The organism is Taibaiella helva (assembly GCF_003545695.1).
In the GTDB taxonomy this organism is placed as follows: Bacteria; Bacteroidota; Bacteroidia; order Chitinophagales; family Chitinophagaceae; genus Taibaiella; species Taibaiella helva.
In genome coordinates this window covers 63,380-80,659 of record NZ_QUZZ01000016.1, presented here as the reverse complement: position 1 = coordinate 80,659, position 17,280 = coordinate 63,380, and the positions used below count along the sequence as shown (strand labels likewise).

21 protein-coding genes are annotated in these 17,280 nt (G+C 52.4%); 12 read left to right on the top strand and 9 right to left on the bottom strand.

Annotated features, from left to right (window positions below):
- The first annotated feature begins 224 nt into the window (after nt 1-224).
- Together DZC79_RS21760 and ytxJ are read left to right on the top strand one after the other, a co-directional pair.
- Nucleotides 225-350 (top strand): hypothetical protein, encoded by a 126-nt coding sequence (locus DZC79_RS21760; RefSeq protein WP_262607368.1) that lies wholly within the window; start codon nt 225-227, stop codon nt 348-350.
- A gap of 1 nt (nt 351) precedes the next feature.
- On the top strand, nt 352-687 hold the full coding sequence (gene ytxJ, locus DZC79_RS19595; protein ID WP_118953315.1) for a bacillithiol system redox-active protein YtxJ: 336 nt from the start codon (nt 352-354) through the stop codon (nt 685-687).
- Nucleotides 688-906: 219 nt separating this feature from the next.
- Here the strand turns inward: ytxJ and rmuC are convergent, their stop codons facing one another.
- The 7 genes from rmuC to DZC79_RS19560 form a co-directional block, all read right to left on the bottom strand.
- Nucleotides 907-2,526 (bottom strand): DNA recombination protein RmuC, encoded by a 1,620-nt coding sequence (gene rmuC, locus DZC79_RS19590; RefSeq protein WP_118953314.1) that lies wholly within the window; start codon nt 2,524-2,526, stop codon nt 907-909.
- 58 nt (nt 2,527-2,584) lie between these two features.
- Nucleotides 2,585-3,274 (bottom strand): acyl carrier protein, encoded by a 690-nt coding sequence (locus tag DZC79_RS19585; protein WP_118953313.1) that lies wholly within the window; start codon nt 3,272-3,274, stop codon nt 2,585-2,587.
- A 14-nt stretch (nt 3,275-3,288) separates the two neighbouring features.
- Nucleotides 3,289-4,344, bottom strand: a complete 1,056-nt coding sequence (selD, locus tag DZC79_RS19580; protein WP_232831885.1) for a selenide, water dikinase SelD — start codon at nt 4,342-4,344, stop codon at nt 3,289-3,291.
- Nucleotides 4,345-4,421: 77 nt separating this feature from the next.
- Entirely contained in the window at nt 4,422-4,811 is a 390-nt protein-coding gene (locus tag DZC79_RS19575; protein WP_118953312.1) for a DUF1801 domain-containing protein, read from the bottom strand.
- Between the two features lie 45 nt (nt 4,812-4,856).
- Nucleotides 4,857-5,915, bottom strand: a complete 1,059-nt coding sequence (gene mnmH / locus DZC79_RS19570; RefSeq protein ID WP_118953311.1) for a tRNA 2-selenouridine(34) synthase MnmH — start codon at nt 5,913-5,915, stop codon at nt 4,857-4,859.
- A 61-nt stretch (nt 5,916-5,976) separates the two neighbouring features.
- Nucleotides 5,977-6,333, bottom strand: a complete 357-nt coding sequence (locus tag DZC79_RS19565; RefSeq protein WP_118953310.1) for a bleomycin resistance protein — start codon at nt 6,331-6,333, stop codon at nt 5,977-5,979.
- 41 nt (nt 6,334-6,374) lie between these two features.
- On the bottom strand, nt 6,375-6,740 hold the full coding sequence (locus DZC79_RS19560; protein ID WP_118953309.1) for a winged helix-turn-helix transcriptional regulator: 366 nt from the start codon (nt 6,738-6,740) through the stop codon (nt 6,375-6,377).
- 127 nt (nt 6,741-6,867) lie between these two features.
- Here DZC79_RS19560 and DZC79_RS19555 point away from each other — a divergent pair, with 127 nt between their 5' ends.
- Nucleotides 6,868-7,506 carry a DUF2306 domain-containing protein gene (locus tag DZC79_RS19555; RefSeq protein ID WP_118953350.1) on the top strand — a complete coding sequence of 213 codons (639 nt, stop codon included), beginning with the start codon at nt 6,868-6,870 and terminating at the stop codon, nt 7,504-7,506.
- Nucleotides 7,507-7,512: 6 nt separating this feature from the next.
- Here the strand turns inward: DZC79_RS19555 and DZC79_RS19550 are convergent, their stop codons facing one another.
- Nucleotides 7,513-8,364, bottom strand: coding sequence for a class I SAM-dependent methyltransferase (locus tag DZC79_RS19550; protein ID WP_118953308.1), 852 nt, complete (start codon nt 8,362-8,364; stop codon nt 7,513-7,515).
- A 292-nt stretch (nt 8,365-8,656) separates the two neighbouring features.
- On the opposite strand from DZC79_RS19550, the gene DZC79_RS19545 reads away from it, so the two are divergent.
- From DZC79_RS19545 to DZC79_RS19505, 9 genes are all read left to right on the top strand, one after another.
- On the top strand, nt 8,657-10,039 hold the full coding sequence (locus DZC79_RS19545) for a BamA/TamA family outer membrane protein (protein WP_157977290.1): 1,383 nt from the start codon (nt 8,657-8,659) through the stop codon (nt 10,037-10,039).
- 80 nt (nt 10,040-10,119) lie between these two features.
- Entirely contained in the window at nt 10,120-10,998 is an 879-nt protein-coding gene (locus DZC79_RS19540; protein WP_118953306.1) for an NAD kinase, read from the top strand.
- Between the two features lie 92 nt (nt 10,999-11,090).
- Entirely contained in the window at nt 11,091-11,690 is a 600-nt protein-coding gene (locus DZC79_RS19535; protein WP_118953305.1) for a LemA family protein, read from the top strand.
- Nucleotides 11,691-11,747: 57 nt separating this feature from the next.
- Nucleotides 11,748-12,212, top strand: coding sequence for a TPM domain-containing protein (locus DZC79_RS19530; RefSeq protein ID WP_118953304.1), 465 nt, complete (start codon nt 11,748-11,750; stop codon nt 12,210-12,212).
- A 12-nt stretch (nt 12,213-12,224) separates the two neighbouring features.
- Complete coding sequence (locus DZC79_RS19525) at nt 12,225-13,043, top strand: TPM domain-containing protein (protein ID WP_118953303.1); 819 nt, start codon at nt 12,225-12,227, stop codon at nt 13,041-13,043.
- Nucleotides 13,044-13,112: 69 nt separating this feature from the next.
- On the top strand, nt 13,113-13,601 hold the full coding sequence (locus tag DZC79_RS19520; protein WP_118953302.1) for a TlpA family protein disulfide reductase: 489 nt from the start codon (nt 13,113-13,115) through the stop codon (nt 13,599-13,601).
- A gap of 99 nt (nt 13,602-13,700) precedes the next feature.
- Nucleotides 13,701-14,648 (top strand): arginase, encoded by a 948-nt coding sequence (locus DZC79_RS19515; protein ID WP_118953301.1) that lies wholly within the window; start codon nt 13,701-13,703, stop codon nt 14,646-14,648.
- Nucleotides 14,649-14,666: 18 nt separating this feature from the next.
- Nucleotides 14,667-15,221, top strand: a complete 555-nt coding sequence (locus DZC79_RS19510; protein ID WP_118953300.1) for an SRPBCC domain-containing protein — start codon at nt 14,667-14,669, stop codon at nt 15,219-15,221.
- A 10-nt stretch (nt 15,222-15,231) separates the two neighbouring features.
- Nucleotides 15,232-16,467 carry a 4-hydroxy-3-methylbut-2-enyl diphosphate reductase gene (locus tag DZC79_RS19505; protein ID WP_118953299.1) on the top strand — a complete coding sequence of 412 codons (1,236 nt, stop codon included), beginning with the start codon at nt 15,232-15,234 and terminating at the stop codon, nt 16,465-16,467.
- Here the strand turns inward: DZC79_RS19505 and DZC79_RS19500 are convergent.
- A complete protein-coding gene (locus tag DZC79_RS19500) occupies nt 16,446-17,243 on the bottom strand; it encodes a glycosyltransferase family 2 protein (protein ID WP_118953298.1) in 798 nt (265 codons plus the stop codon). The two genes, DZC79_RS19505 and DZC79_RS19500, sit on opposite strands and share 22 nt — an antisense overlap.
- Nucleotides 17,244-17,280 lie beyond the last annotated feature (37 nt).

Sequence of the window (17,280 nt, the reverse complement as noted above, 5' to 3'; positions counted from 1 at the left end):
ACGAAAAAGAGAGATACTTCGGTTGCTGCGCATTTTTACGGAAATTTTTGCCAGGCTTCGGCTACGTTCAGCCAGACAAAATTTCGGTCACAGACCTAAATGAGCTATCCTTGCAATGCTTTGTAAAAGCTGATACCGGCATAGCGAAACGAAAGAACAGCACAGCGGGTTACAGCACCCGCAATTTTCAAATGCATTGATGATTTTCGGACAAATTGCGGCTTATGCTGCGAATTAACGCCTTGGTGATGAGCAATACCTTCTTTACCCAACCCTGGTTTCCTGCCAGCCGGAAGATACCCTCTATGGGACTATCAGGACTGCTTAAGCTGAAAGCTGTAATTTTGTGATATGAATACCTGGAATACCATTACCACAGCGGCCGATCTGCAGCAGATCATCGAAGCTTCTGTGCAGCGGCCACAGATCATTTTTAAGGACAGTACCACCTGCGGAATCAGCGCTCATGCCAAACACCGCCTGGAAGAGGGCTATGCAGCTATCGAAGGCCAGGCTGATTTCTATTACCTCGATCTGCTGACCTACCGTCCTATATCCAACCTGATCGCACAGGAGTTGGGTGTAATCCATCAATCACCGCAGATCATCGTGCTCAAAGACAGACAGGTGGTCTATACCAGCTCACACCATGCAATTCATCCGGCTACTATTGCACAGCATTTATAGCAGAACAGTGTTATAGGAATGTTGCTTGCTTTTTAGGGTTAACCCGTTTTATGTAGGGATGTTGCATATCTGTAGTGCCATTCTGTGTTGAGACGTTGCATGCAACGTTATCCTGTCGTTGTTTTGACTGTAGAGACCTTGCATGCAAGGTCTCTACAGTCAAAACATTAATCAAACGTTCTATTCCCCTGGCGATGCAACGTCTCTAAGTGCCAATCTCTATTCCGGCTGATCCGTATCCTCAGTCTCCGTAAGTTCTATCTCCGGCGGTAGCAGGGTAGGAGCAATCGTTTTCGGGGATTTAAGGCCCAGCGCTTTCAATTGCAAGGCCTGTGTAACGAGGTTGCCACGGCCGTTGCGCAGCTGGTCCAGGGCAGTGCCATAGGCCATCTGTGCTTTGCCTATGTGACGTCCGACTTCTTCCAGTGAGGTGGTGAAGTTGATGAATTTCTCATACAGCTTTTCACCCCGTTTCACAATCTCCATGGCATTGCGGCTCTGCTTTTCACGATTCCAGAGATCGGAGATCAGCTTCAGACAGGCGATCAGGTTGGTAGGGCTGATAAGCAGGATGCGCCGGGCATAGGCATGGGCCCAAAGGTCGGCGTCGGCCTGGATTGCAGCCAGGTAGGCCGGTTCGACGGGAATGAACATCATGGTAAAATCCAGGGCCCGGTCCAGGTTATCGTATTGTTTACCCCTCAGGTCGTCGATATGGCGGTATATCGATTGCACGTGCGCCCGCAGCTGCGCCTGCTGTTCTTCGGGGCTATCGGCCGACGCAAAGCGATCATAGGCGACGAGCGATACTTTGGAATCGATAATGATCACGCGCTCATCGGGCAGGTTGACCAATACATCAGGGCGCAGCTGGCGGCCTTCCTCATCTTTAATCGTCTGCTGCACGAAATACTCCCGGCCTTTGGTCAGTCCCGAGGTTTCCAGGATCCGTTCCAGGATCATCTCGCCCCAATCGCCCTGCTTCTTTGTTTGTCCTTTTAATGCCGTAGCCAGGTTATTGGCTTCGGCGCTCACTTTATTTGTCTGCTCGATCAGCTCCCGCACTTTTTCTTCCAGCGAAAACCGTTGCTTTGATTCCTTGTCATAGGTTTCTTCTACTTTGGTTTTAAACCTGCCGATATCCTCTTTTAAGGGATTCAGCAAAGTTTCCAATGTCGTCTTATTGGTCTCCGTAAAGCGCGCTGACTTTTCTTCCAGCAGCTGGCTGGCAATCTTTTCAAATTGCAGATGGGCCGTTCGTTGCAGCTGTTCCACTTCTTCTTTTTGTGTCGCCAGCTTTTCTGCCAGCGTGCTGTTATTGGCCGATAAGCGGCTCTCCTGCGCAGTCAGTTGAGCGATGCGCCCCGTAGCTGCAGACAGCTGTTGCGCCTGTTGTTCGTTGGTCGCCTTATATTGCTGCAATGCGTCTGCCGCGCTTTGGTGGAGGGCGGTGAGCTCCGCCAGCTTCCGGTGCTGCGCTTGTACTTCTGCCTGTTGCTGTTTGTATTCGTTACGCTGTTCATCCAATTCGTTGTTCAACGCGAGGACCTTGTTTTCTGCATGCGCCAGTTCGCTGCGTAAGGTGGTCGCTTGTATTTGCAACGCCGAGGCTTCGGCTTCTTTCTGCTCCAGCTTACCCATAAGTACCTGTTGCTGCGCTTCCCCTTCCTGCCGGCGATGGACAGATAGCTTTAATTCGGAAGCTTGTTCATTATTGATGGCTACCAACCGGTCATAGTTGCTCCGGCTGACCATACGCGCTTTCAGCCAGAGATAAACAAACAGGAATGCCAGTATAAAGCCTGCTGCGAGGCCTATAATAAGAGATGAGCTGTTCATAGGATTGTGTTGGCTACGCCTTGTAGTGTGGACACAAGGTAAAATAAATCGGCAAGAATCAGGCCCAGCCGAAGGTAGCTTCAGGGATAAGTGATGCTTTGTCCATATCAAAGCGCTTACAGAAGGCCTGAGTGATAATGTATCGTATTTCGGTTCTATTCACAGTATGGTTGAACCTTCTTGCTGCTGTATAATGTTCTATGGTCAGCTGTTCCGCCAACTGTCGTACTGTTGTCATAGCAAATTGACTGTCGTAATATTTTTCCAGACGATTGACAACGAAGAGAAGGATAAATCCGGCTATGGCTATTTTCCCGCTGAAGAGAAGCGCAATAAATGAGCATGCAAACAGGAAGCAAGATACCGGGACCAGCCAGTTGGGATAGACCAGCAAACTGACCTTAACTCCGAGGCATGTCTCAAAGGCATGTATTCTTTTCCTGCGGCCTGGTTTGGAAAAAAGCGTCCTTAGGGAGCTGTCCGGCGTAACCTGATTTTGGTCTACAGGTAGTGTGGTTACTATGGCGCTCCGCACCCGGTAAAAAGCCTGCTGGCTGGTGCAGTCATCGCGATGTTCTGCGGTAAGATGCTGTTCAAAAACCGTACACAGATCGCCGAAAGTCTTTACATCACGAAAAGCATCCCGGGCAAAACTTAACCCGAACGACTTTTCCAGCTCATGAACGATATCGAAAATATCATCATCGTCACAATGGGCCAAGGTTGTCGTTTTACCAGAGGTTATCATAATAGCATAAAGGCTTATACCACCCGGATCATTGGCCCATCGCCCTGCGGCTTTAGCTCACCGAAGGATTGCAAAGTATAGCCCTGCTCCTGCATCAATGCTTCGAAAGCCGCGCAGCCTTCGGGGGCAACGGCTATCAGCAGGCCACCGCTGGTTTGCGGATCGGCCAGGATATGTTTTTGACGATCGCTCAATGCGCCGATCTTCGATCCATAGCTGGCCCAGTTGCGGTTGGTACCGCCGGGAATGCAGTTTTGATCGAGATAACGATGTATGGAAGAGATCACCGGTACCTTGTCGAATTCAATTGCGGCCGACAACCCGCTGCCCACGCACATTTCCGCCAGGTGCCCCAGGAGGCCGAAGCCCGTTACATCCGTAATGGCTTTTACCGTAGGCTGAGCGCCCAGCAATGCGCCGGGCTTATTGAGCGTGGTCATGCTGCGGAGCGCAATGGCTGCATCTTCAGGTTGCAACAGTCCCCGTTTCTGCGCAGTAGACAGCACTCCCACACCCAGGGCCTTGGTGAGGTACAGGCGACAGCCCGCTGTAGCTGTGGAGTTTTGCTTCAAGTGCGCTACCTCGACTATGCCATTCACCGCCAGGCCGAACACCGGCTCCGGGCAATCGATGCTATGACCGCCCGCCAGGGTAATCCCTGCCTCGGCGCATATGGCCCGGGCTCCTTCCAGCACACGACCTGCGACTTCGGGCGGCAGCTTGTCGATAGGCCAGCCCAGGATGGCAATCGCCAGCACCGGCTGACCACCCATCGCATACACATCGCTGATGGCATTGGCTGAAGCAATACGTCCGAAATCATAAGCATCGTCAACGATGGGCATAAAGAAATCGGTAGTCGAGATGAGTGCTGTGCCATTGCCCAGGTCGAGCACGGCAGCGTCGTCGCGCTTATCGTTACCCACCAGCAGTCGCGGATCGGGTACGGCTGTAGCGGCATTCGTATGCAGTATTTTGTCCAGCAGCGCGGGGCTGATCTTGCAGCCGCAGCCTGCGCCGTGAGAATATTGGGTAAGCTTGTATTCTGTCGTTTCGATTGCAGTATCCATAAGTTCTTTAAAGCCTTTTACAGGCATTTGCGAGGGCAAAGGTAGGAGAATACGGGTAAAGACAATGTTCCGGCGCGCTAGGCTATCCGTTCCAATACCCCCTTCCGTTTCACGATGTTCTTATAATCCCACTGGATATTGCGGGCTTTATGCATCCAGCGCTGGATGTCTTCCGTATTGATCTCCTCAACAGCATTGTAGCGGATTTCGGCGGCTTTGAACTTGCCTTCGGGCTGCAGTAAGGGCTCATCAAAGGATTGCCCGCTCCAGAACATCAGGTTCATGCCGCTCTTGCGCCGGCTGTAACCCACTATGGGATTACCTTCCAGGAACCATACGGGATGGGCATGCCATACTTTGCTTTCGGCGCCGGGTAGGTGCAAGTCGATCTGTTCGGCCAGCAGTTGGCATATGAGTTGATCTTCGGGGCTTTGGGTCTTATTGTAGGTAATGATATCGGGATGCATAGAGGCTAATATACGAAAAGATGCCGGTTTTTACCCCTATTGCGTTTAGCTTACATTATCCGGCGCTACTGTCGCTGGAATGCCGGCCGCTGCGGTACGTAGCAGGTTCTGCATATCGGCTTCAGTGGACAAACCGCTTGCGGGTAATGATTGGATACGTGCCGCTTCACGCCGCTCCAGGCCCTTGCGGTAGGTCTTATCATAATACACAAGCACAATACGGATGAAATCGGCCATGCGCCCATCACGGATAGCGGCTATAGCATGTTTGGTCTGTTCAGGACCGAGACGCTTGCGGATACGTTCAGTGCTTTCGACCAGGAAACCCGGATCGAGACTGCCATATTCCTGTACCAGGCTGGCTACACGCTGCTCCAGGGGCACCTGCAGGTCGATGAGCGGTGCAATACGCATTTGCTGCCACAGCGGAAGGGGTATGCAACGCCTGCCGATCATCTGGCATTCGTCTTCCAGCCAGAGCGGCTGCGTTTCGCTGAGATATTGAAGCTGCCAGGCCAGATCGTTTTCAAACTGCTCCTGTGTTGGCTGCAGCATCCGGTTCATCGTACCGTAGGCAGAGCCCTGGTGTTGGGCCAGGTCCTCAAGATCGATCACCTGCTGGCCATGTGCCTGCATCAGCTGCAGCAAACGGGTCTTACCGGAGCCGGTCATACCGCCAAGCATATGCAGATCATAGTTGCGGGCAAACTGCCGGTGGCACCAGCGCCGGTAGGCTTTGTAGCCGCCCTGCACCAGGTATACCTCGAATCCGTACAGGTTAAGCGCCCAGGCCATGGCGCCGCTACGCATGCCACCACGCCAGCAGTGCACCGCGATACGCTTATCCGGTGCGATCTCCAGGCATTGCCGTATATAGCCTGACCAACGGGGGCCTACATAGTCGAAACCCGTCAGGATTGCTTCGTCGCGCCCAACCTGCTTATAAGTAGTACCCACCTGCACCCGCTCTTCGTTGGTGAACAGAGCCACATTACTGGCACCCGGTATATGACCATGCAGGAATTCGGCCGGGGTACGCACGTCGACCAGGGGCAGGGCGGGGGCCTGCCTGAGGAGCTCATCTATGGAAATGTTGTGGATCATAGCCTGCTGCTGCGGAATAGCCCGTAAAGGTAATCCTTTTTAGCGGCCGGGCAGGCACTGTCTACAGTGCCTGCCCGAATGTCAGCAGGTTATGATCGGGATCGAGCAGGGAAAACTCGCGCTGGCCCCAGGGTTTATTTTCTATATATCCTGCTGCTGGAAGCATTAGCCGGCGATCGATAGCCTGCTGATATAAGGTGTCGATATCGTTGGTGCGGATATAGACCTGGCCGTAATTCTGCAGCGGATCAAGCGTTTTGAACTCAAAGAAATGGACTTGGATATGATCTTTTTCAAGCATCAGGTAGCCGGGATAGTCGATCTCGCCGATGTCGCGGAAGCCGAGCTGGCCGATGTAAAAAGCCCGGGTGGCAGTTTTGTCGCGCATCGGCAGCTTGGGATGAATGGTGTTGAGCATATTGACTTTCCTTTAATGGTTATCGGATAGCTTTAAGCGTATCATACCTCCGCATTTTCCAGTTCCCGTTGCCGCTCCTTAATGAATTCAGAATGGCTGAGCCCCCAGCGGTCCATTTGCGCCAGGATCGGCAATATGCTTTCGCCAAGCGGCGTAAGACGGTATTCGGTGCGTTTGGGAAAGCCTTCCCCGGCGCATTTCTCAATAGCGCCGAAGAACAATAGTTCGGCCAATTGCATTTCGATTACGCGGGCCGATGCATCGGTGATATAGCGCCCGATATCGGCCGGGCGATTAATACCCCTGTTGATCGCATCGAGGATACAGCATTTCCATTTGCCGCCAAATACTTTCGCTGCTACACGGATACCGCAGTCCAGGTCTTCTTCTATCTTTTTGGTGTACATCGCATACCGGTTTCGGTAAAATTAAGCATTCCCTCTATAAGGAATGATGATGGATCCCTACCGAATCTTTTTTCGGTTATTGTGCAGCTGCGGACCACACAGGATTTTTGTGAAAAATATGACCAATATGAACAACAAGAGCAAAGCGGTATTCAGGCCTTCCCGCACCGACTTGATCCCTTTTCTGATATGGATCGCCGTCATTTTTATCACCTGGCTGTTTATGCATGGCGCCGACCGCTTCCTGGAGCTGACACCCGAAGCCCTGGGGAAATACTTTGAATTGCGCTGGGTGCTGATCGCACACATTACTGCGGGCGGCGGAGCACTTATTAGCGGAATTGTTCAGTTCTGGCCCAAGCTGCGCAACTACAGCTGGAAGCTGCATCGCTTTATCGGTTTTGTGTACCTGCTGGCGATCCTGGTAAGCAGCAGCTGTGCGCTGGTGCTGGCTTTTACTACAGCCTACAAGGTAAGCTGGGCCAATGCCTTTACCCTGCAGGTCTGGGCATCCGTATGGATCAGCGCTACATTCGTGGCTTATTATGCGGCGGTCAAAAGGAAATTCCAGCTACACCGCGAATGGATGACGCGCAGCTATATCGTTACAGTGGCTTTTCTCATTTCCGGCTTTGCCTATAAAATTCCTTATGTGCAGCAGCTGGGCAGCTACGAAGAAATATCTACCCCTTTGTTCTGGATGGGATGGGCCGTACCGCTTTACGTGTATGAGCTCATCCGCAGCAGGAAAGGCCTGGCGAAATAGCGGGTTCTAAGTCTGAGCCAGCAGGAAAAATTCACCGCTGGCAGGTGCGAGCCCGTCCGTTCGCCCGGAAAAATACTGTTGGTCCAGGTCCCCTGAGGAGATGATCCGGGTCTCCTTAAAGCCCGCTTCCCGAGCCAATGCCAGCACTTCATCCGGCGCAAAGAAGCTGAGAAAAGGTGTTCCGGCTTCACGCGCGCCTTTTTCGGCAATCTGCTGCAATGGTTGATCCGCTTCATCCATCAGCTCCATGGGCAGGTAAAAGGTTATGGCCAGTGTTGAGCCCGGCGCCAGCCTTACCGCCTGCTGCAGCGTATCCTTAATAGCATCGGCCGTAAGGTACAAGGTAACGCCGGTACAGGCCACTACAGCAGGCAGCTGCAGGTCGAAGCCCGCTCCGATCAATTGCTCCCACCAGGTCGTTTGCTCAAAGTCGACAGGAACAAAGTGTAATCCCTGGGGCATGGGCCAGTCCAGCAGCTGCAGCCTTTGCTGTTTCCAGGCCTGGGTGCCGGGCTGGTCGATCTCGTAGATCTGCAGCCGGGAAGCCATATCCGGGCGACGCTGTGCAAAGGTATCGAGGCCCGCACCCAGCAGCACATATTGCTGGACACCGGCTTCGCATTGCGTCACGACCAGGTCTTCGATAAAGCGGGCACGTGCTACCATCGAGGCCCGCAGCCTTTTGGTAAAATCAGCATGCATATCGGGACGCTGTTGCCAGCCTTCGTCCGGGGCGACCAATTGCAGGCCTTTGCTATCTTCTATAATATGGGGCGGTGCATCGATCTGCACATGCAGGGCACGCCATAAGGCGGTTCTTACCGCTGTATTGTCAGGCTGTTCGTTGTTCTTTTCCATTGAGGTAATTCCTATCTATTAATGACAAAATGCGCTGCTTATTGTTGTGAACGCAAGCTGATGAGATATCCATCATCTCGTCGGTAAGCTCATAAGCCGCCAGGCATTTGCGGCAATCGTTGCTGCTCCAGTCTGCGAAAGCGGAAGGTGTTTTTGGGAACACCAAACCGGACATACCGTTCCCCACAAAGATACGATGCCCTTGCATGCCTTAAACTTTGTTATGGTCTTTTGCAATACAGCCAGTCATAGCAAAGCCCTATCTTTGCCCCTTTCCTGAAAAAGCCCTGTCTTGAGACTGCCCTTACTGATCCTTTTCTGCCTTGGTGTCTTTGCCGCCCATGCACAACCGGAAATGCCCGGCAGTGAAGGTTGCGCCTTCCTGAAGACGATTACCATTTCGGGCAAAAGGAAAACCAGGGACCGTATCCTTCTCCGGGAGATCAGCGTAAAGCCCGGCGATTGCCTGCCCAAGGCAGATTTGGCCGCTGTGCTGGAGAAAAACCGCCTCAGGCTGATCAACCTGCGCCTGTTTACAGAGGTAAAGATCAGCTGGACGCCTATTGCCGGCGATACCTTTGCTATGGACATCTTCGTGCTGGATCGTTTTCCCATCATGCCCGATCCCAATTTTGAATTTGCCGACCGTAATTTTAATGTCTGGTGGACCGAGCAAAACCGCGACCTGCGGCGCATTAACCTCGGGCTTACCCTGAACCATAACAATTTCAGAGGCAACCGTGAGACAGTGGGCGTGACCGGACAGGCGGGCTATACCCAGAAGATCGGTCTCAGCTATGCGCGTCCCTTTGCCGATAAAGCGCAGAAACATGGTTACGGAGTATCGGTCTTTGGCCTGCAAAACCGGGAGATCGCCTATTTAACAGATACCAACAAGCTCAGGTTTCTGCGCAGCAGCAGCCATTTTATGCAGCGTCGCTTCGATGCGGCGGTATGGTATACTTACCGGCCGCAATATGCTTCCACGCACCTGGTAGAACTTTCCTTCCATCATTACTGGATCAGCGATACCATCGCCCAGCTGAATCCCGCGTACCTGGGCGGTGGCCGTACCCAGGAAAATGTGCTGAAGCTGGTATACCGCTACGAGTACAATGGCGTCGACAACTGGAATTATCCGCTTACCGGCCGGCGTTTTGTAGGATTGTTTGAGCAAAAGCTGGCGCTGCAAAGCGGTCAATGGCAAACCAGCTTTAACCTGCATTATGATCATTTTATCCAACCCTGGAAAAAGTGGTATGCCTCTTTCATCCTGCGCGCCCGGGCTTCGCTGCCTCAGGACCAGCCTTATATTTTCCGGCAGAACCTGGGTTATGAATTCGATTATGTGCGCGGCTACGAATATTATGTGATCGACGGTTCCTGCTTCGGCATCTTCAGGGCCAATCTCAAGCGCGAGCTGATCAACTGGCGCATCAACCTGCCCATCCGCTTTTTTGAAGTGATCCCAATCAGGGTCTATGGCAAAATATACGGCGATGCAGGCGCCGGGTACAACAAATACCCGCTCAACGACCGGCTGTACAACCGCGCGCTGTATTCGGCCGGCGTAGGCCTCGATATTGTCACCTTATATGATATTAAAGTGCGTATCGAGTATACGATCAATCACCTCAACGAAAAAGGGCTATATTTACACCGGAATGGCGAGTAAGGGTTTCTGCAATACCGGCCATTGGCAGGCATTGCCTTCATCATAGCATTATTCATTTCCCTTCCCATCCGTTTGAAACAATGCTGATCGCTTTATACAACCGCGTGTTTGAGGAAGCAGATATTCCGCTGCTGCAGCACACTTTTCACCTGCTGAAGGAAAACAATGTCCGCGTTACCGTCTTCAAGGATTTTTATGAGCGGATGCAGCCGCATATCGACTTTGAGCAGGAGCCTCTGCTCTTTACCGGATACAGTGACCTGAGCCGGAACACTAATTTTATGATCAGCCTGGGCGGTGACGGCACCATGCTCGACGCAGTATGCTTTATCGGTGATACCGGCATCCCTATTATCGGCATCAACCTCGGGCGGCTGGGCTTCCTGGCGGCGATACCCGAGAACGAGATCGATATGGCGCTCAACGGCCTTATCCGGGGCTCTTATACCATCGACAAGCGCACGCTGGTCCACCTGGATTCCAGCATCCCTTTGTTTGGAGAAAGCCCCTTTGCCCTGAATGAGTTCACCCTCCACCGCAAGGATACTTCTTCGATGATCAAGATCCATACTTATCTTAACGGAGAGTTCCTCAATACTTACTGGGCCGACGGTCTCATCGTATCCACCCCCACGGGTAGTACGGGCTATTCGCTCAGCTGCAGCGGGCCGTTGGTGTTTCCGCAAACCTCCAGCTTCGTGATCACGCCTGTAGCACCGCATAACCTCAATATACGCCCTATAGTGGTGCCTGACGATAATGTGATCTCTTTTGAGATCGAAGGCCGTACAGATAACTTCCTCTGTACCCTCGACTCCCGTGTGGAGACCATTACACGGGAGGTGCAGCTGGCCATTAAAAAAGAGCGTTTCACCATTTCCCTGGTGCGGCTCGACGAGCACAACTTCCTGAAGACGATACGGCAAAAGCTGTATTGGGGCATCGATAGCCGGAACTAGGCGGCTATTAGCCGAAATTTCGCCGTATATATTGCGGCATCAACTAAATAGTTTTATTTTTGAACAAATAACGCTAACAAAAACAACAACACATGAAAAAGGGACTCATCGTTATTCTTGTACTTGCCGCTATCGTGCTTATCGGCGGCTGCCAGGCCTGTAACCTGCAACGGAGCATGGTGACGCTGGATGAAAGCGTAAAAAATAAATGGGGTGGTGTGCAAACCCAGTACCAGCGCCGCGCCGACCTGATCCCTAACCTGGTGGCCACGGTAAAAGGCGCAGCTGATTTTGAGCGCAGCACTTATGTACAGGTAGCCCAGGCCAGGGCAGGGGAGCTGAAACAAGCGACCAATGTGCCCGTCGATAGCCTGAACCCGCAAAAATTTGCCGAGATCCAGAAAGCCAGCAACGCGACACAGGAAGCCGCCCGCGCCATGATCAATATCATGGTGGAACGCTATCCCGACCTGAAAGCCAACCAGAACTTCCTCGGGTTGCAGGATGAGCTGGCCGGTACCGAGAACCGCATCAATACGGCACGTATGGCCTACAACGATGCGGTACAAGGCTATAATGTAAAGGTCAGGTCCTTCCCCAATAACCTCTTTGCCGGCATGTTGGGCTTTAAGCAGAAAGAAGTGTTCCAGGCCGAAGCCGGTGCAGAGAAAAGGCCTGAAGTGAAATTCTAAAACAAGATCGTTCTTAACGGAAAAGCGGGTAACACCGCTTTTTTAATTTACCGCTATATGTTCGGTTTATTTGCATCGAAAAAGAAGCCGCTGATTGCAGCAGCGGACCAGCAGGTGATCGTTGAAGCGATCAAGGCTGCCGAGCGGAACACCTCCGGCGAAGTGCGCGTGTTTGTCGAATCGCGTTGTACCTATGTCGATCCTATGGACAGGGCCAGAGAGGTCTTCTTCAAGCTGAAGATGGAACGTACTTCGGCCCACAATGCCGTGCTCATCTACGTAGCGCTCACCGACCGGCAAATGGCCCTCTATGGCGACGAAGGTATTTATAAAAAGACCGGCGGCGACCCTTACTGGCAGTTTGAACTGTCCTTGCTGCGCCGCTTCTTCCAGGAAGGGCGCATTGCCGAAGGGATCGCCTCCTGCGCCATCAATATCGGCAAGGCCTTGTCAACACATTTTCCGCACAACGGCGATACCGATAAAAATGAATTACCAGATGATATCGTTTTTGGCAACTGATAACCTTCGCTCATGAAACGGACCGCATTCTTCAGCTTTTTTCTTGCTTTACTCCTGCTCCTGCCAGGCTTTAGCTCCGTATGGAGCGCGCCCGATACTAAAAATTTTCCGCCCAGGCCTTCGCCGCCGCGCCTGGTCAACGACCTGGCCGGTATCATGACCCCGGCGCAGCAGGATGAGCTGGAACGCTTGCTGGTCGACTTCGACCGCACTACCTCTACGCAGATCACCATTGTTACGATAAAGAACCTGGGCGATTATGAGCCCGCAGATTATGCCACGCAATTGGGCAATTACTGGGGTGTGGGGCGTAAAGAAAAAAACAATGGCGTGGTGATCCTCGTCTCTTCCGAAGACCGTAAGATCAATATCTCACCGGGCCAAGGCCTTGAAGGCGTACTTACCGATGCCATGTGCGGCCGCATCATCCGTAATGAGATAGCGCCGGAATTCCGTAGCGGCAATTATTACAACGGCCTGGATAAGGCCGCCCGGGCGGTGATCGCGGCGACCAAAGGCGAGTATAAGAACGATGCGCCGCCTGATGCCGGCGACGATGGCTTCTGGGGTGTTCCCATCCTCATCCTGGTGGTGATTGTCATCATCATTATCATCGCCGCCATTAAAGGTGGCGGCGGCGGTGGCCGGGGCAATTACATGAGCCGCCGCGGCAGCGATTTCCTTACCGGCGCCATACTCGGCAGCATTTTCAGCAGCGGCGGGAGTGGCGGCAGCGGTTGGGGTAGTGGCAGCAGTGGCGGAGGAGGCGGTGGCTTCGGTGGTTTTGGCGGCGGCAGCTTCGGCGGCGGCGGTGCGAGCGGTAGCTGGTAGGAAAATAAAGAAAATGTAAAAGATGCCCTGAGGGGAACGTGCAACAGGCGAAGGGCCTAACTTTACCGGATGAAGAAAAGATTATTACTCCCGGTTTTGTTCTTTTTTGCCGGTCTCTATACAGCGCATGCGCAAAAGATTGCCTCTTATAATGCCGAAGATCTCGTAGCCCGCACGGCCGATAAAGACACCCTTTACATCGTCAACTTCTGGGCCACCTGGTGCGTGCCCTGCGTTAAGGAGCTGCCTGCCTTCAATATGGTGCACGACCTGTACAAGGATAAGCCGGTAAAAGTTTTGCTTGTGAGCTTCGACTTCAAAGAGCAGTACCCGGTCAAGCTGCAGTCCTGGGTAGCTAAAAAGAAGCTGCGTCCTGAAGTAGCCTGGTTCAATGAGACCAATCCTACCAGCTATATCCCCAAGATCGCTCCTGAATGGGAAGGCGGCTTACCGGCCACTCTGCTCATCAATAATAAGACCGGCGAAAAAAAACTGCATCCCGACGAGATCAGCGTCGATGAGCTGAAAAGCTGGATCGACAAGCAGCTGCCACAATAAGGGATTTCCTATAAGACAAGTAATGCTATAGGGTTATGTTTCAGGCAAAAAGCGGCCTGCTTTCGGAAAGCTGTGCCCTTTTTTGTACTTTTGGAGCATATGCGCAATATCAAAATCATTGAAGTACGATCGGAAATAGGCGCCGGCACAAGAGGCGCCAGCCTGGGCGTCGACGCCATTAAAGTAGCCGCTCTTGACTTTATGAGCAGCCTCTTTGTGAATATTCCTACCGAAGTGATCCCCGATGAGAATAAGCTGCTGTATGAGCCTGTGGAATCGCCTTATGCCAAGCGGATCAAGGGTATTTATACGATGTATGAGCGGATATCCCAGTCGGTAAGCGAGACGCTGAAATCAGGCTTGTTCCCAATAGTGCTGTCGGGCGACCACAGCACTGCAGGCGGTACGATCGCCGGCATTAAAATGGGTAAGCCCAAAAGCCGGCTGGGCGTGATCTGGATCGATGCTCATGCCGATATGCATACGCCGTATACGACGCCATCGGGCAACATGCATGGCATGCCGCTGGCGGCTTCCCTGGGCGAAGACAATACCGAAAACAAGACCCACAAGCTGGACAGCATTACCGTAGACTGGTGGAATAAGCTGAAGGGCATTGGTAAGATACAGCCCAAAGTGCTGCCCGAAGACCTGGTATTTATTGCATTGCGCGATTATGAAAAAGAAGAGGAAGCTCTGCTGAAGAAGCACAACATCAAAGTCATTCCCGTACAGGAAGTACGCAAAAAGGGAGTGGAGAATGTCGTACGGCAAACGCTGCTGCACCTGAGCAATTGCGACGATATCTATGTCTCCTTCGATGTAGACAGCATGGACAGTTCCATTTCCAGGGGAACCGGGACACCGGTAAGCAACGGCCTGCGGGAAAGGGAAGCGGAAGACATTATGGCTACGCTGATGCAGAACCACAAGATCTGCTGCTTTGAGATTACCGAGGTGAACCCCACGCTGGATAAGGAAAACCTGATGGCCGAGATCGCTTTCAATATCCTCCAGCGCAGCGTCAACCTGCTGCTGGTGAATTAAGGAAAACAAGCGTTCCAGATGGAAAAAGAAAGATCGATCATTACCGATAAGCTGGTCAGGGCACAGACTGGTAAAACGATGGAAGAATGGTTCCTGCTGCTCGATCAGAAGGGTGCAAAGGAGATGAAGCATGCCGCGATATTCGGTCTTGTAAGCGCCATCAAAGGTTTGGAGCCGCTGGGGCAATGGAACCAGAACCTCCTGACAACATCGTACGAATGGAGCCGCGGCCTGAAGCAGCGGGGTGAAAAAGAGAACGGTTTCGAGATTAGCGTGAGCAAAACCATGAATGTACCGGTTCAGCTGCTGTACCAAAGCTGGACCGACAATAAGCTGAGGGCGCGATGGCTGCCCGGTGAGCAGATCACCATCAGGAAAGCCACGGGAAACAAGTCCCTGCGCATTACCTGGAGCGATGGCACGACCAATGTAAGTGTAGAACTCTATCCCAAAACACCTGAGAAAACACAAGTCGTGGTGCAGCACATGAAGCTGCCTGATGCAGCGCAGGCAGCTATCCGGAAGCAGTACTGGTCGGAAAGGCTGGAAGCCCTGAAGGCGTTGATCGCATAATAACATAACGATGAAGACATTTGATGTTCCTGTACATTATCGCAGTCCGCTGATCACAGCGATTAAGAACCAGCGCAGGAAAGAAGATAAGCTGAAGAAAGATTTTAGCCCCACCATACTGGATATCGGGAGCCTGGAAGTGATACTGGCAAGGCATTTCGGCTTTTGCTACGGTGTAGAGAATGCGATTGAGATCGCCTTCAGAGCCGTAACAGAAAATCCGGGCAAGCGCATTTTCCTGCTGAGCGAAATGATCCATAACCCGCAGGTCAATGCCGATCTTATTGCCGAAGGTGTGCAATTCATCATGGATACTTACGGCCGACAGCTCATTAGCTGGGATGAGCTCAGCAGCGACGATATTGTGATCATACCGGCTTTCGGCACTACGCTGGAAATCGAGGAGCTGCTGAAAGAAAAGCATATCGAACCGACAAAGTATGATACCACCTGTCCCTTTGTTGAGAAAGTATGGAACCGCAGCGAAAAGATCGGTAAAGAAGGCTATACCATCGTGGTACATGGAAAGCCGCGACACGAAGAGACCCGCGCTACCTTTTCCCACAGCAAGGCGCATACGCCCACCGTCGTAGTCAAAGACATGGAACAGGCGCAAAGGCTGGCGCAGTATATCACCGGCCGGGAAAAGCCCGAACATTTCTATGAAGAGTTTGAAGGCCAGTATTCAAAAGGCTTTAATGTCGCTACCGATCTCGGCAGGATCGGCGTGGTGAACCAGACCACCATGCTGGCCAGCGATACCCAGGGTATTGCCGATTACCTGAAGCAGGTAATGATCGCTCATTTTCAGCTCGACGATACCTCGGTAAAAGAGCGCTTTGCCGATACCCGCGATACGCTGTGCTACGCCACCAACGATAACCAGACAGCTGTGAGCGGCATGCTGGAGCAGAAGGCCGACATTGCCCTGGTGATCGGCGGCTACAACAGCAGCAATACTTCTCACCTGGTAGAGCTTTGCGAAGAAAAGCTGCCTACTTATTTTATCAACCACGAGCAATGCCTGGTCGACCAGGAACAAATACGTCATTACGACCTGCACGAGCGCAAAGAAAAAGTTACCGCAGGCTTTTTACCGGCGGGCAGGCCATTGAAAGTGCTCATCACTTCCGGCGCCAGCTGCCCCGATGCCCTGGTAGAGCGGGTGGTAGAGCGGCTGAGTCAGCTGACAGGCAATGCGGAAAAGCTGGTGGAAGTGAAGGATCAGCTGGAAGGACGATCCTGATAGCGCTTCGACAGGTAAACGTATTTCCAGCGGGTGTATAGCATATTGATCCGGGCGACCTTGCAGCCCGCCGTTCCATCCAGGAAGCCCCCGAGGAACACATATTCGCGCAGAAAGGTAAAGGTCGGCGAACATAGCCTTTTCCACAAAGGACTTTTCTTACCCCGCTGAAAGTACTTTTCAGCCGACAGCTGTGCATAGCGCCGGTTCTTCTCCAGGAAGGTGGCGTAATCATCAGCGGTATAATGGAGCAAGACGCCTTCCAGCAGAAGCGCCTCCGTACCTGGTGGCAGTGTCAGCGCCTCGTGCACAATAGCATTATCCCACGCTGTGATCTCCCTGTTGTATAAGCGGGTAACGTGATCGCGGCCCCAGGCACCAAACCTGATTTTTTTCCCCTCAAAAAAGGAAAGTCTTCTGAAAGCATATATCCGGTTACGTGGCAGATCAGCAAAAGGTAAAGCCGTTATCGACTGGAACAGCTGCTCATCGGGCAGCTCGTCACTGTCGAGCGATAAGATCCAGGAGTAGCGGGCTCGCTCTGCCAGCTTATTTTTAGTGGTGCTATAGCCTTCCCATTGTACGGGTACAATACCTAGGTTGGGTACGGCCGATAGCAGCGCCTCCGGTATATCCGAAGCCGGACCATCGAAGCCGATCAATATCTCAGCAAACCAACCCGAGGCCGCCCTTACGATCCGCTCCAACATGCTGTTCAGCTGGTTGGAAACGATACAGAGGCTTATGGGTGCGGGTATTTGCAGATCGGAAGGCATGAGACAAGAATAGTGTTTAGAAATACGATTGGGGCAA